14 protein-coding genes and 1 pseudogene are annotated in these 13,862 nt (G+C 69.9%); 3 read left to right on the top strand and 12 right to left on the bottom strand.

Annotated elements, in window-relative coordinates; all coding sequences use genetic code 11:
• Positions 1–254: 254 nt before the first annotated feature.
• Positions 255–650, top strand: a complete 396-nt coding sequence (locus ABH933_RS37400; RefSeq protein ID WP_429424783.1) for a DUF4189 domain-containing protein — start codon at positions 255–257, stop codon at positions 648–650.
• A gap of 70 nt (positions 651–720) precedes the next feature.
• Here ABH933_RS37400 and ABH933_RS37395 read toward each other — a convergent pair whose 3' ends face one another.
• The 4 genes from ABH933_RS37395 to ABH933_RS37380 form a co-directional block, all read right to left on the bottom strand.
• Positions 721–2,286: a uroporphyrinogen-III synthase gene (locus ABH933_RS37395; RefSeq protein ID WP_429424781.1), complete on the bottom strand. Its 1,566-nt coding sequence runs from the start codon at positions 2,284–2,286 to the stop codon at positions 721–723.
• Positions 2,287–2,359: 73 nt separating this feature from the next.
• Positions 2,360–3,469 (bottom strand): hydroxymethylbilane synthase, encoded by a 1,110-nt coding sequence (hemC, locus tag ABH933_RS37390; RefSeq protein WP_429424831.1) that lies wholly within the window; start codon positions 3,467–3,469, stop codon positions 2,360–2,362.
• Between the two features lie 26 nt (positions 3,470–3,495).
• Positions 3,496–4,866: a glutamyl-tRNA reductase gene (locus tag ABH933_RS37385; protein ID WP_429424779.1), complete on the bottom strand. Its 1,371-nt coding sequence runs from the start codon at positions 4,864–4,866 to the stop codon at positions 3,496–3,498.
• Positions 4,863–5,684: a redox-sensing transcriptional repressor Rex gene (locus ABH933_RS37380; protein ID WP_429424777.1), complete on the bottom strand. Its 822-nt coding sequence runs from the start codon at positions 5,682–5,684 to the stop codon at positions 4,863–4,865. The genes ABH933_RS37385 and ABH933_RS37380 overlap by 4 nt, the downstream gene beginning before the upstream one ends.
• Positions 5,685–5,991: 307 nt before the next feature.
• On the opposite strand from ABH933_RS37380, the gene ABH933_RS37375 reads away from it, so the two are divergent.
• Both ABH933_RS37375 and ABH933_RS37370 read left to right on the top strand, forming a co-directional pair.
• Positions 5,992–6,258 carry a glutaredoxin family protein gene (locus ABH933_RS37375; protein WP_429424775.1) on the top strand — a complete coding sequence of 89 codons (267 nt, stop codon included), beginning with the start codon at positions 5,992–5,994 and terminating at the stop codon, positions 6,256–6,258.
• Between the two features lie 90 nt (positions 6,259–6,348).
• Positions 6,349–7,386, top strand: a complete 1,038-nt coding sequence (locus ABH933_RS37370) for an HAD family hydrolase (RefSeq protein ID WP_429424773.1) — start codon at positions 6,349–6,351, stop codon at positions 7,384–7,386.
• A 105-nt stretch (positions 7,387–7,491) separates the two neighbouring features.
• Here the strand turns inward: ABH933_RS37370 and ABH933_RS37365 are convergent, their stop codons facing one another.
• From ABH933_RS37365 to ABH933_RS37330, 8 genes and pseudogenes are all read right to left on the bottom strand, one after another.
• Positions 7,492–8,508, bottom strand: a complete 1,017-nt coding sequence (locus ABH933_RS37365) for a lysophospholipid acyltransferase family protein (RefSeq protein WP_429424771.1) — start codon at positions 8,506–8,508, stop codon at positions 7,492–7,494.
• Positions 8,505–9,560 carry an NAD-dependent epimerase/dehydratase family protein gene (locus ABH933_RS37360; protein ID WP_429424769.1) on the bottom strand — a complete coding sequence of 352 codons (1,056 nt, stop codon included), beginning with the start codon at positions 9,558–9,560 and terminating at the stop codon, positions 8,505–8,507. Before ABH933_RS37360 ends, ABH933_RS37365 begins: the two co-directional genes overlap by 4 nt.
• A gap of 322 nt (positions 9,561–9,882) precedes the next feature.
• Positions 9,883–9,984: a 30S ribosomal protein bS22 gene (locus tag ABH933_RS37355; RefSeq protein WP_003402602.1), complete on the bottom strand. Its 102-nt coding sequence runs from the start codon at positions 9,982–9,984 to the stop codon at positions 9,883–9,885.
• A 304-nt stretch (positions 9,985–10,288) separates the two neighbouring features.
• On the bottom strand, positions 10,289–10,513 hold the full coding sequence (locus ABH933_RS37350; RefSeq protein WP_024801963.1) for a helix-turn-helix domain-containing protein: 225 nt from the start codon (positions 10,511–10,513) through the stop codon (positions 10,289–10,291).
• 175 nt (positions 10,514–10,688) lie between these two features.
• Positions 10,689–11,492, bottom strand: a complete 804-nt coding sequence (gene proC / locus ABH933_RS37345) for a pyrroline-5-carboxylate reductase (RefSeq protein ID WP_429424762.1) — start codon at positions 11,490–11,492, stop codon at positions 10,689–10,691.
• A gap of 44 nt (positions 11,493–11,536) precedes the next feature.
• Positions 11,537–12,433: a thioesterase family protein gene (locus tag ABH933_RS37340; RefSeq protein ID WP_429424829.1), complete on the bottom strand. Its 897-nt coding sequence runs from the start codon at positions 12,431–12,433 to the stop codon at positions 11,537–11,539.
• Positions 12,434–12,613: 180 nt separating this feature from the next.
• Positions 12,614–13,519 (bottom strand): sugar phosphate isomerase/epimerase family protein, encoded by a 906-nt coding sequence (locus tag ABH933_RS37335; RefSeq protein ID WP_372451903.1) that lies wholly within the window; start codon positions 13,517–13,519, stop codon positions 12,614–12,616.
• 15 nt (positions 13,520–13,534) lie between these two features.
• A pseudogene (locus ABH933_RS37330) lies at positions 13,535–13,789 on the bottom strand (hypothetical protein); the annotation flags it as partial.
• Positions 13,790–13,862 lie beyond the last annotated feature (73 nt).

Here is a 13,862-nt window from a genome sequence, read left to right as displayed (position 1 = left end):
GCCCCGCCCCCCTCCCCCCCCCCGGCCCGCCGCGGCCCCCCGGCGCCGCCCCCCCCGCCGCGCCCCCCCGCGGCGGGGCCCGCGGGGGCGCCGCCGCCCCCCCACGACGGGGCTACGGCGGTCCGGGAGAACGGGTTACGGACCCCGCGGCAGCCTTAAGGAAGTCGTGAGCCGGTCGTAGGCGGAGCCAGCGAGAGTATCTCCAGAACGCGGCGAACAGTTGCCGCACAGGAGAACTCGAAGAGGTATCCGCAATGTCCGCACAGCACAACCGCAAGCTCACGATCGCCCGGATCGCCGGTGGCGCGCTGATCACCGCGGGGCTGCTCACCGCCGCCGCGGGACCCGCCTCGGCCCACCCCGGCCAGTGGGCCGCGATCGCTGTGTCGAACTCGGGCCTGGTCACCGGATGGGCACAGAACTACGACTCCCGGGAGGACGCCGAGGCCGCGGCGATCCGGTCCTGCGACCGATTCGACTGCCGGCCGTACGCCAGCAAGCTGGACGGCTGCGTGGCGGTCGCGCTCACCAACAACAACCGTTGGTGGACACGTGGATTCGGTGAGGACCGGATCGAGGCCATCAACGATGCCATGGGCCAGGCGCACCTCGCGCTGGCGCACATCGTCAGCACGGCGTGCGTCAGCTGACGGCGGCGAGCCCGTCCGGGGCAGCCGCCGTCGTCAGCGGCTCCCCCCGATCCGGGGCAGCCCGACGCTGCTACCCGCGCCCGCGGCGGCTCTTCTTGCGAGGCGGGGGCAGCAGGCCCTCGGCGCGCAGGTGGGCGGCGTGCTCGGCCAGGGCCTCGACCAGCGGGCCGACCTGCGCGATCTCGGGCTGCACATCCACGCGCAGGCCGAACTCGATGGCCGTCTCGGCGGTCTTGGGGCCGATGCACGCGACGATGGTGCGCGCGTGCGGCTTGCCCGCGATGCCGACCAGGTTCCGCACCGTCGAGGACGAGGTGAACAGCACCGCGTCGAACCCGCCCGTCTTGATCATCTCGCGGGTCTCCGCCGGCGGCGGCGAGGCGCGCACCGTGCGGTACGCGGTCACGTCGTCGATCTCCCAGCCGCGATCGCGCAGGCCCTCGGCCAGGGTCTCGGTGGCGATGTCCGCACGCGGCAGCAGGACCCGGTTGACCGGGTCGAAAACGTCGTCGTAGGGCGGGAAGTCGGCCAGGAGGCCCTCGGAGGACTGCTCCCCGCTGGGCACCAGCTCCGGGTTGATGCCGAACGAGCGCACCTTCTCGGCCGTGGCCTCGCCCACGCAGGCGATCTTCACGCCGGAGAAAGCCCGTGCGTCCAAACCGAATTCGGCGAACTTCTCCCACACCGCGCGCACCGCGTTGGTGGAGGTGAACACCACCCACTGGTAACGGCCGTCGACCAGGCCCTTGACCGCGCGCTCCATCTGCGCGGGGCTGCGCGGCGGCTCGACCGCGATGGTCGGCACCTCCATCGGGATGGCCCCGTGGGTCACCAGCTTCTCGCTCATCTCGCCGGCCTGCTCCTTGGTGCGCGGCACCAGCACGGTCCAGCCGTACAGCGCGCGCGACTCCCACCAGGACATCTTGGCGCGCTTCTCGACCTCCTTGCCGACCGTGACCACCAGCGGCCCGACCATCTCGGAGGCCGCGGAGTTCAGGGTCGCCAGCGTCGCCTCGATGGTGCGCTGCTGCCGGGTGGTGCCGCGCACGGTCACCGCGACCGGGGTCTGCGGGGCCAGCCCGTGCTCGGTGAGGGCGCTGGCGGTCTCGGCCAGATGGCCCGAGGTCGCGTGCAGCACCAGCGGTCCGGGCGCCGCGGCCACCGAGGCCCAGTCGACCTCGCCGCGGACGTCGACCTCGGTGTGGCTCGAGCCCAGCGCGATGCCCGCGTACGCGGGCACGGTGGACGCGGACGGCAGCCCGGGCAGCACCTCGAAGACCATGTGCGAGCGGGTCACCGCGTTGACCTCCGCGATCACCGAATCGGTGGTCAGCGGGTCACCGGACACCACGCGCACGACATCGTGGCCATTGCGCGCCTCCGCGACAAGGGTCTTGGCCACCTCGGTCGGCTCGCCCAGCGCCGGGCGCACGTCGACAGGCCGCTCGCCGTCGGCATTCGGTTCCACCGCGATGCCGACCAGGGCGAGCACACCCTTGTCCACATCGGGATCGGTGAACGCCAGCGTCGCCCGGCTCAGCACCTCGCGTGCACGGACGGTCAACAGGGCCGGGTCACCGGGGCCGGACCCAACAAAGAGGATCCGACCTGGATGCTTCTTAGCGGCTCGGCTCACGACTGCTCCTCGCTGGCGCTCGTCACAGCCGTGCCCGAAGGCGCTGTGCCGATGGTTCGCTCGCTCCGTTCGTTCACGACTGCTCCTCGCTAGCGCTCGTCACAGTCGTGCCCGAAGGCGCTGTGCCCTCGATTCGCTCGCTCCGCTCGCTCATGTAATCGTTCTCCAATGGGCTGGGATGGGGTGAAGTCTGTGCTGACGGATCGCCCGTCTGTTTATCGGCGGTGAGCAGGTCACGAGCCCCCAGCTCCAAGAGCTCACGCGCCAGTGTGCGGCCCAGTTGCTCGGCATCCGCGACCGAACCGACCGCCGAGGCCCGGATGACATCCGAGCCATCGATCGCCGCCGCGCAGGCGCGCAGCGACAGTTCCTCGACCACACGTCCGTCGTCGTCCAGGGATTCGACGACCTCGGCCAGCGCGCCGATCGGTGCGGTGCAGCCCGCCTCGAGTTCGGCCAGCAGCGACCGCTCGGCGCAGATCGCCGCGCGGGTGCCGGAATCGTCCAGGGCGGACAGGATGGTCACGAGATCCGGGTCGTCGGCGCGGCATTCCACCGCGAGCGCGCCCTGTGCCGGTGCGGACAGCATCTGCACCGGTTCGAGCGATTCGGTGATGGCGCCGAGCCTGTCGATGCGGGCCAGCCCGGCCCGCGCGACGACCACGGCGTCGAATTCACCCTCGGCGACCTTGCGAAGTCTGGTGTCGATATTGCCGCGCAGCGGCAGGATCTCGAGGCCGAGCCCCAGCGCGCGCAGCTGCGCCGCCCGGCGCGCCGCGGACGTGCCGACCCGGGAGCCGGGCGGCAGCTCGCCCAGGACCAGGCCGTCACGCGCGACGAGGGCATCGCGCGGATCCTCGCGCGGCGGGATGGCGGCGATGATGAAGCGCGGATCCGGCGCGGTCGGCAGATCCTTGTACGAGTGCACCGCGATATCGACTGTGCCCGCGGCCAATTCGTTGCGCAGCGCGGCGGTGAAAACACCGACGCCGATCTTCTCGACCGGCTCCATGGACTTGTCGCCGGCGGTCTTAACGACGACGAGCTCGGCATGCTGCCCGGCCGCGATCAGCGCGTCGCGCACGGTGCCGGACTGGGTGAGCGCCAGCAGGCTGCCGCGGGTACCGATGCGCCACGGGGCGTCGAGGGTACCCCGGCGAATCGTGTTGTGCTCCTGCAACATTGCATCGGCCTCGAAGTAGGTGTCCGTCACGAAACAGCTCCCCGTCCATCACCGGCAGGTCTGGTCAGATCCTCGATCGGAGCGACTTCGGACGGAGTCGTCACCGCCTGTGCCGCACCGGGTTTGAGCTCGAAGAGCTCGCGCAGCGCTTCGGCATAGCTGCCGCCGCCCGGCGCGGAGGCCAGCTGCTTGACCCGCACCGTCGGCGCGTGCAGCAGCTTGTCCACGACGCGGCGCACCGTGCGCGCCACCTCGTCGCGCTCGGGATCGGCTAGGCCCGGCAACCGGGACTCGAGCCGCATCAGCTCCGCCTCCACGACGTCCGCCGCGCGCTGGCGCAGCGCCGCGACCGTCGGGGTGACCTCGGCAACCCGTTGTCCGGCAAGATATTTCGTCAGTTCGTCCGCGACGATGGCCCGGGCGGCGGAGGTGTCGTCGGCTGCGGCGCCCGCGGCCGGATCCCGCTGCAGGGTCTCTATGTCGATCACCGTGACGTCGGGCAGCCCGGCGACCGCGGGATCCACATCGCGCGGCAGGCCCAGGTCGCAGATGACCATCCGGTGCCCCTCGCGCGAGACGTTCAGCGCGCGATGCGCATCGGCCAGGCTCACCACGGAGCCCACCGCGCCGGTGCTGGTGACGACGATATCGGCGTCGGCGATCGCGCCGACCAGGTCCGAGAGCTCCCGGGCGCTCGCGCTGGCCCCGTGCATGGTCTCGGCGGTGTGCGCCAGCCGCTGCGCGCGCTCCATCGTCCGGTTCACCACGACGATGTGCCCGACGCCGGCGCGCGCCAGATGCGCCACCGAGAGCCCGCCCATCGCGCCCGCGCCGATGACCACCGCGGTGCGGCCGGTCAGCTCGCCCAGCACCTGTCGCGCCCGGTCCAGCGCCACCGACACCACCGAGGCACCCGCCCGGTCGATCCCGGTCTCCGAATGCACCCGCTTGCCCACCCGCAGCGCGTTCTGGGCCAGCTCGTGCAGGGCGCGCCCGGCGGCCTGCTGGGCATCGGAGGCGGCATAGGCGGCACGGATCTGGCTCAGCACCTGCTGCTCGCCGACGACCATCGAATCCAGGCCGCTGGCCACCGCGAACAGATGTTCCGCGGCGGCCTCGCTGTAGCGCACGTAGGCGTGTTTGGTCAGTTCCGGCAGCGGCAGGCCCGAATGCGCGGCGAGCAGATCGCCGATCTCGGCCAGGCCGCCGTGGAAGGCGTCGACCACCGCGTAGACCTCGACGCGGTTACAGGTGGAGACGATCATCGCCTCGGACACGTGCTGGGACTCGAGCATGCGGTCGATCAGCTTGGGCCGGTCGTCCTCGGTGACGGCAACCTTCTCCAGTACCGCGACCGGGGCGCTGCGATGCGAAATGCCGACTAGAAGGATGCTCATTGCGCGACCACCGATCCTGTATCCACCGAAACCACGACCCCCGACGCCTTGTGATGCGCGGGCCCCGCCTTGTGTAGCGCCGCCGAAACCGGGCGGCGCACGTCCGGGCCCTGCGCCTCGACGCTGCGGGCCCGCTCGAACGACAGCATCTGCATCTCGACCGCCAGATCCACGCGCCGGACCTCCACGGCCGGTGGCGCGTCGAGTGCGACGGGAGAGAAGCTCAGAATGCACCGCATCCCGGCGGCGACCAGCTGATCGCAGACCGCCTGGGCGGCCGCGTCCGGAACGGTGATGACCGCGATGGTCGGCACCAGCTCGGCGACCGCGGCGCGCAGCTCGGCGGCATCCCGCACCGCCAGCCCGACGACCGTGTCGCCGACCACCTGCGGATCGGAGTCGAAGATGCCGACCATGGTGAATCCGCGCCGCCGGAAGCCGCCGTATCCAGCGAGCGCCCGACCCAGATTTCCGGCGCCGACCAGGATCACCCGGTGCCCCTGTGAGAGCCCGAGCACGTCCTCGATGCGGGCGTACAGCTTGGCCACGTCGTAGCCGACGCCGCGCACACCGTTGGGGCCCAGGAACGACAGATCCTTGCGTAGCTTCGCGGAACCGACACCCGCCGCGACAGCCAGTTCCTCACTCGATACGATGAGCACACCCTCGTCGGCGAGCACGGCGAGAACGCGGAGATAGGTCGCCAGCCGGGCGACCGTCGCCTGCGGAATGTCCTTGGTTTGGATATCCCGGGACGGGGCGTTCGACCGCAGAGCCCTGCCGGAGACGCCATCGGGCGTCTCATGGTGCTCTGTCACGTCGTTCGGCTCCTCGTCCGGCCGGGGGTAGGTATCCGGTATCGCTTGTCCGCCGTCTGCGCCGGGTACCAGCGCCATGGGGCGTTCATCGGGCTTATGAGTGCTTCCGCTGCCGGAAGCAGGCGGCTTGCGTGCCACCACCGTAACCGCTTGTGAAGCCCTGCACAAAGTCGGTGAATTCAGTCACTCTCACAGGGGCCGCGGATGCCATTCAACCCGCAACCGCCTGAGAGTTTCCACACAACGCGCCGAAGAACGTTCGTCCCACGGGTTCTCGATCGCGGCCCCGTTCCCCGGGGCGGCTTTAATGGGGATCATGAGTCAAGGACATGCCGTGACGCTACTCACTCGGGCGGGGTGCGGCCTGTGCACCGTCGCGCTGGAGCAGTTGCGGGTGATCTGCGCGGATTACGGCATCGAGCCGGGCACGGTGGATGTGGACCAGGCCGCGGCCACCGATCCGGGCCTGCGCGCGGAGTACGGCGATCGCCTGCCGGTGGTGCTGCTCGACGGGCGCGAGCACAGCTATTTCGACGTCGACGAGCCCCGGCTGCGCCAGGATCTCGGCCGCTGACGGGCCGATCCGGGTCGTCGACGAAACGCACGCATCGTCATACCCCTCGGTTACTGTTGGATTGTTCGCGCGAACGGGCGGAGGTTAGCGGTGCCGGAACGATCGAAAGATGCGAGGACGGGCTTCATCGCGGGCAGATTCGGCGAATTCCCGGCACGGTGGGGTCACGGCCTGTCCGACCAGCTCACTCGCATCACCCGCAGCCCCTTCGGGCCCAGCGAGGAGGAGCTGCGCGCCAACCTCGCGGGTGAGGCCAGCGCCGATGCCGCCCTCGCGCTGCACGATGCCGAATTGGCCGAATCCGATGCCGCACAGGAGGATTCGGATACCCCGCCACATGCTCGCCCGCCCCGCGACCTGACCGCGGCCGCCTTCTTCGACGTCGACAACACGATGGTGCAGGGCGCCTCGATCGTGCATTTCGCCCGCGGCCTGGCCGCGCGCAAATACTTCAAGACCTCGGATCTGATGGATATGGCCTGGAAACAGGTGAAATTCCGGGTCACCGGCAAGGAGAGCAAGGGCGATATGGCCAGCGGCAAGGAGAAGGCGCTGTCCTTCATCGCCGGCCGCTCCACCGCCGAGCTGGCCGAACTGGGCGAGGAGATCTACGACGAGATCATCGCCGACAAGATCTGGCCGGGCACCCGGGCGCTGGCGCAGATGCACCTGGACGCGGGCCAGCAGGTGTGGCTGGTCACCGCCACCCCGGTCGAGCTGGCGCAGGTGATCGCCAAGCGTCTCGGCCTCACCGGCGCGCTGGGCACGGTGGCCGAGAGCGAGGACGGCGTGTTCACCGGCCGCCTGGTCGGCGACGTGTTGCACGGCCTCGGCAAGGCGCACGCGGTCCGCACGCTGGCCATCCGCGAGGGCCTGAACCTCAAGCGCTGCACGGCCTATTCCGACAGCCACAACGACGTGCCGATGCTGTCGCTGACCGGTACGGCCGTGGCCATCAACCCCGATTCGGACCTGCGCGAGGTCGCCAAGAACCGCGGCTGGGAGATCCGCGACTTCCGCACCGGCCGCAAGGCCGCCAAGATCGGCGTGCCGACGGCGCTGGCGCTGGGGGCGGCCGGTGGGGCGGCGGCCGCAGTCCTGACTCGCAAGCGTGACTCACACGACTGAACTGACCGTTCCGGCGTGCGTGTGCCGCGAACCCCTCGGTGCACCGGCATCCCGGCACACGCGTGCCGGGATGCCCCGGGCACGCCGCCGGTATGACATGGACAGCTAGCCCGTGAACGGGTTGCGGCGCTTGGTCAGCAGCTTGTAGAGGGTCTGCTGGATGGTCTCGCGCACCTGATCGGTGATCTCGAACATCATCATCGCGTCCTCGGCGTCCTCGGGCGCGTAGGCGCTGGTCGAGATGGGCTCGCCGAATTCGATGTACCACTTGGACGGCAGCGGGACCGCCCCGAGCGGCCCCAGATGCGGGAACAGCGGCGTGACCGGGAAATACGGCAGCCCCAGCAGCCGCGCCAGCGGTCCGAGATTCGCGAGCTTGGGGTAGATCTCCTCCGAGCCGACGATCGAGCACGGAATGATCGGCACCCCGCTCCGGACCGCCGCCGAGACGAAGCCGCCCCGGCCGAACCGCTGCAGCTTGTAGCGCTCGGAATACGGCTTGCCGACTCCCTTGTACCCCTCGGGGAACACCCCGGTCAGCTCGCCCGAGCGCAGCAGCCGTTCGGCATCGGCGGGGCAGGCCAGCGTGTGCCCGGCCTTGCGGGCCAGTCCGCCCAGCACCGGCGTCTCGAAGACCAGGTCCGCGGCCAGCAGCCGCACCACCCGCTGCTTGGCGTGCCGATCGTGCACGGCCAGCTGCAGCATCAGCCCGTCCAGCGGCACCACGCCCGCATGGTTGGCCACGATCAGGGCGCCGCCAGCCTCGGGCAGCCGCTCGATGCCGTTGACCTCCACCCGAAACCACAGGTCCGCCAGCGGCCGCAGAATCGGCAGCAGGACCGATTCCAGCAGGTGCTCGTCGAGTCCGAACTCGTCCACCTGATAGTCGCCGGTGATCCGCCGCCGCGCGAACTCGGCGGTGCCGCGGATGCCCTCGGCGAGGGTGTCGCGCACCAGGTCTCCCAGGCCACGCGGCTGCGACGGGACGGCCTCGGCAAGTCGATCGGTCAGCGAGGTGACCTGGCCGAGCGCGGCCCGGCCGGGCCACTGCCGCGGCGTGGGCCGCTGCCGAGTCTCGAAGTCGATCTCGTGTAGCTGGATTACCTTGGCCACGTCATTCATTGGTGTGCTCCCGATCCGGCCCCGACGAGGCCGAGAAGTCGTGTCTCTGCAGCGTCGATCCACCGGGGATCGATGACGGGCCGCAACGCTGCGCCCCCAACGAAGTCGTCGAACGCCTGCACCGTGGTCCAGCGCGGCGAGAATCCGAGTTCCGCACGCATCCGGGTGGTGTCCAGGCCGCAACCGAAATGGAAGTAGTCGATCTGTTCGGAAAGGAATTCTCGCATCACCGGCCCCATGAGGCTGCGGCCGAGAGTGTGGAACAGCGCGAACGGAATGGGCGCCTCGACGCGCCCGGCGCGGCGGATAGCCTGCGACAGCGCCAGCGCACCGTCACCCGCGACGTTGAACGTGCCACCGGGCGCACCGAGCGCGGCATGGACCAGCGCGGCGATCGAATCCTCCTCATGCAGCAGTTGCAAACGGGGATCGCGTCCGAGAATAGTCGGCGTCACCGGTGATCGGAAATACTGCACGCCACGCCCGGCCAGCAGGGGCCCGACGATCGGCGGAAATCGGAGAATCGCCGTGGCAATATCCGGGCGACGGCGGGCCAGCCCGCGGACATAACCCTCCATTTCGATCATGTCGCGAGCAAACCAACCGCGCGGTGGTGTGCGCGCGCTCATTTCCTCGGTGAATTTCGCGGGGTCCTTCGGACCGCAGCCGTACACCGCCGAGGACGAGCGCACCACCACGCGCCGCACGCTCGGGGATTTCTGACAGACCGCGAGCAGCTGCATCGCGCCGAGCACGTTGAAGTCCTTCATCGCCGCGCGCCCGCCGTGGCTCGGCGGCCGCGACAGCACCGCCGGATGAATGACCGTATCGACCTCGTTACCGTCGACGACCTTGCGTATCAACGGATTCCGGATATCGGCCCGGACGAATTCGGCGCGGCCCAGGCGCTGACTCAGCTCCCGGCTGGGCATCCGGGCATCGACCGCGATGATCCGCTCGACGGTGGGGTCGGCCGCCAGTGCGGCCGCCACGTTGCCGCCGAAGAACCGGCTCGCGCCGGTGACAAGCACCACCTTGGGCGCGTGATTCACGACGACCTCTCGCTGATTTCGGGCGTCGTCTTACGCCAGGGGTGCCGTGACGATGGTGCGCATGTAAATTCGTTCACAACCCGGATCCCACCTAGCCCCCCGTTTGCCTGTCCCGCGTACCAGGGTACTGGGTGCCCCGCGGAGCACCGACGTTATTTACCCAGATCTAACGATGACTTATGCCGCCCGAAACGAAAAAGCCCGCCACCTGTTGGTGACGGGCTCTCGGCTAACTCGCAGCGGCCCGGTCCGCACGCGTGGCGGCGACGGCACCTGCCGCGCCACGACGAGGACGTGCGCCGCGCCGCGCCGCGACGGCGGCTTACTTGCCGAGTTTCCTGCGCTGCACGCGCGTGCGACGAAGCAGCTTGCGGTGCTTCTTCTTGGACATCCGCTTACGGCGCTTCTTGATCACAGAACCCATAGGGTTGTTCCTCGCGTTCTCTCTCTGCTCGGCGCGCACGCCGGTTTACGTACGCCTATCGTCTTCGGGTCGCTCGGCAAGCCTGCCACCCGCTGCGCGGCCCCCGCGCTCCCCCGATGCCGCGCACACAAGGGCACCGGCAGGCGAACACGACGGTGATTCATCGTACCGGGCCAATAGCGGGCGAACGAAACGGGGACCACGCCCCGGCCGCGACCGGCACATTGGACGACATCGGGGCTTGACGCTGCTGTGCGCCGCCGCCCCGATCGGTCACCGGGGACGGCAGGCGCACGACGGGAAACTACCCCGCGTCGAAGTACGACGTTTGCAGATAGTCGTGCACGGCCTTGGCGTGCACGCGGAACGATCTGCCCACGCGTACCGCGGGCAGCTCGCCCGAATGAACCAATCGATACACCGTCATCTTGGATACCCGCATCAGATTCGCTACCTCGGCAACGGTGAGGAACTGTGTGCCTCCACCGATAGCGGGACCCGTACTCGCAGAGCTGTTTCCAGACATCATTGCGTCACCGACCTTCGGCACGTCCGCGCCGCCGGCTTCCCCACCGGCGGAACAGACACGCACGTGCTCCTTGAAGCTTAGCGGGACCAGTGGGATTGCTGCGACGGGTGTGAGAAATCGGATTTGCCGGACAGATAACCGCCCGGTCAGCAATAGGTCGCGTGGCGTTAAATTTTCAGGCGAGTTCCGCCGAACGGTCCTTGGCCGCGTGCAGACCCTCGATGAACGCGGAGCGCACGCCGCCACGCTCGAGCACGCGCACCGCGGCCGCGGTGGTACCGGCCGGCGAGGTGACCGCGGCCCGCAGCTCGGCCGCGTCCTGCCCCGAGTCCTCGAGCAGCGCCGCCGAGCCCAGCATCGTCTGGACCACCAGCTGGGTGGCCACGTCGCGGCTCAGCCCGAGCCCGACACCAGCCTCGACCATGGCCTCGACGACCAGGAAGAAATACGCCGGACCCGACCCAGAGACCGCGGTCACCGCGTCCATCTGGGACTCGGCGACCGTGACCACCTTGCCGACCGCGTCCAGCATCCGAGCCACCTGCTCGAGCTGCACGGCATTCGCGTGGCGGCCCGGCGCGATCGCGCTCATGCCCTGGCCCACCAGCATCGGCGTGTTCGGCATGACCCGCACCACCGGGAACCCGGCGGGCAGCTTGGCCTCGAGGCGGGCCAGCGTGATCCCGGCGGCCAGCGACACCAGCACCCGCTCGCGATCGTCGAGTTCGGCCTTGCTCAGCTCGGTGAGCACCGCATCGACATCGCTGGGCTTCACGGCGATGACCACGAGATCCGAGCCCGCCGCGGCCCCGGCGACGCTGTCGGTGACCCGGATGCCCAGGCGCTCGCGCAGGAATTCCGCGCGCGCGGACATCATCTCGACGGCGACCAGATCCTGGCCGGCCCGCCCGGCTTCGAGCAGCCCGGCGAGCAACGCCTCGCCGATTCGTCCGCCACCGATCACCGCAATCTTCGTCATAGGGTCCAAGGCTAACCGCGGGCGGGAAGCGCGAAACGACCGGTTCAGCGCCGCTGGGGAATCAGCGCGAGCTGACGCGACTGCGCCACGACCGCGCCGGTGGAGTCCAGCACCAGCTGGTCCTCGTCGAACATCCGCTCACCGATGGTCTGCGCGGTCGCGATGACCCGCAGCCAGCCGGGGGCGGGGCGGCGGCGCAGATAGGTCGTCAGCTGGATCGTCGGCGCCCAGCCGAAGCTGCCCAGATTCGCCGACACCGGCGGGCTTATATCCCCGGCCATCATCGCGAAGTAGGCGGCGACATCGGGGTCCCGCTCGTCCGCGGCCCGCGGGCGGAGCCACAGGCGCAGCCGCGGCTCGCCCGTCTCACCGTCCAGGAACCGGGCCCAGTCGCGGTCGATGGCCAGCGACGCGCCCTGCGAGACGTGCACCAGGCGGGCCATCGGCGAGTCCGGCGTGTAGAACATGGCGTCGGCGGGCGGTTCGGCGGGCATGTCCGGGAACCGGTCGGCGTTGTAGACCGGCGCCGCGTCGTCGAGGTGGCCGAAGGTGAGCGCGGTGTGCACCAGGGTGCGCCCGCCCTGGATCAGGCTGGAGTCGACCAGGCAGATCTGGCGGCCCGTCTTGCGGACGCGCACCTCGTACTCGACCTCCCCGGGATCGGGCGCGCCCAGGAAATCGGTGCTTGCGGCGATGGGCAGCATGTCGGTCAGCTCGGGCGCGACCTGCCGCAACCGGCGGGTGGCGGCCGCGGCGGTGGTGGCAACCATGGTGCCTCCGTGCAGCTTCTTGCCGATGGTCCAGATCGGGGCGATAACGCCCGCGTAGCGGCCGACGGCCGGATCATCGCTGGGCAGTTCGGTCGTCGCGCACACCCGGGAGAAGGGTGCGTCGCCGGAATCCACGCCGTCGTGTTCCGCGTTCGCCCGCTCCGCATCCATGGCCAGCTCCGTCACCGCGGCTCCTCTTCTGCCGACGCCCCCGATTAGCTCGTACAGCGTATAAGTGTCACCGACTCCACCCGGATTCCCGCACCCGGTGTGACGAACACACCATCGCCGAGCACGCCGGGATAACGCGGCTCGGGCCCGGATGAGCAGAATCGAGCCGAGGACGGGCCGTCAGCTCCGGCGGGCGCCGGTGGGCTCCGGGGACGACGCCGGTTCCGAATGGTTGAGGTGGGTGCGCGCGAAGGTCAGGGCGCGGTGCAGCATCGCGGCGCGATCGGGGGTGGTGCGGGCGTTCTGGGTGTTCACCTCGATGACGACGTGACCACGAAAACCGTTGCGCGCCAGGGATGCACAGATCTGCGCGCACGGCTGCGAGCCCTCGCCGGGGATCAGGTGCTCGTCGTGCGCGGCGCCCCGGCCGTCGGCCAGGTGCAGGTGTGCCAGGCCCTGGCCCATGCGGGCGGCCAGGGCGACGGGATCCATCCCGGCCGTCGCGGTGTGCGACAGATCGAGGGTGTAATGCCGGAATCCGGTATCGGTCGGATCGTAGGACGGGCTGAACGCCGTCACCGCCAGGCCCGGGCCGCCGCGCCGCTCCAAGCGTCGCGCCGCGCCCCCGCCGCGGCCGAACAGGGTGTCCGCGCGCATCGGGAACATGTTCTCCACCGCCACCACCACCGAGCTGCTCGCCTCCAGCTCGGCGACCTGCGTGGGGAAACCCTCGGCGTAGCGACGCTGCCAGCGGAACGGCGGATGCACGACCACCGTCTCGGCATCCAGGGCCTCCGCGGTGCGCACGCTGCGCTCGAGTTTGGCGGCCGGGTCCGCGCCCCACACCCGCTGCGAGATGAGCAGGCACGGCGCGTGCACGGCGAGCACCGGCATGCCGTAGCGCCGCGCATAGGTCTGCACGGTCGCGATGCTCTGACTGGCCGGCTCGGCCCAGACCATCAATTCCACACCGTCGTAACCGGTTTCGGCCGCATAGCGGAACGCCGCCTCGGTATTCTCCGGATAGACCGAGGCCGTGGACAAACCGACCCGGATCTCGCGCCCCGCCTTGCCGATCTTCCCCACGTGTCCCCTCCCGGCTCAGTTGGTGCTGAGTAGGAAGGCCAGCGGTCCGAGCGTCACAAAGATGCCGACGATGACGGCGATCACGGTGCTGTACAGATCGTCGGTCCGTCGCAGCACGCGCACCAGCGCCACCAGGCCCAGGATCACTACCACCGCCAGCGCCAGCGCGACGAACGGCAGCACGTCCCACATCTTCTCGAAGCCCTTGAACAGCAGCATCCCGGCCACCGCGGCGCCGACGACCTGGCCGCCCAGGACCAGCCACTGCCGCTTGCCCGTGGCGTCCGAACCGCCGCCGAAGCTGAGCCACTGCGGCCGATCGCCGCCGCTGAGCAGGGCCTTG

It is taken from the genome of Nocardia sp. GP40 (assembly GCF_050434125.1).
GTDB lineage: Bacteria > Actinomycetota > Actinomycetes > Mycobacteriales > Mycobacteriaceae > Nocardia > Nocardia albiluteola.
Note: the sequence above shows the minus strand (reverse complement) of the source record. Positions and strands in the feature narration are given on the sequence as shown.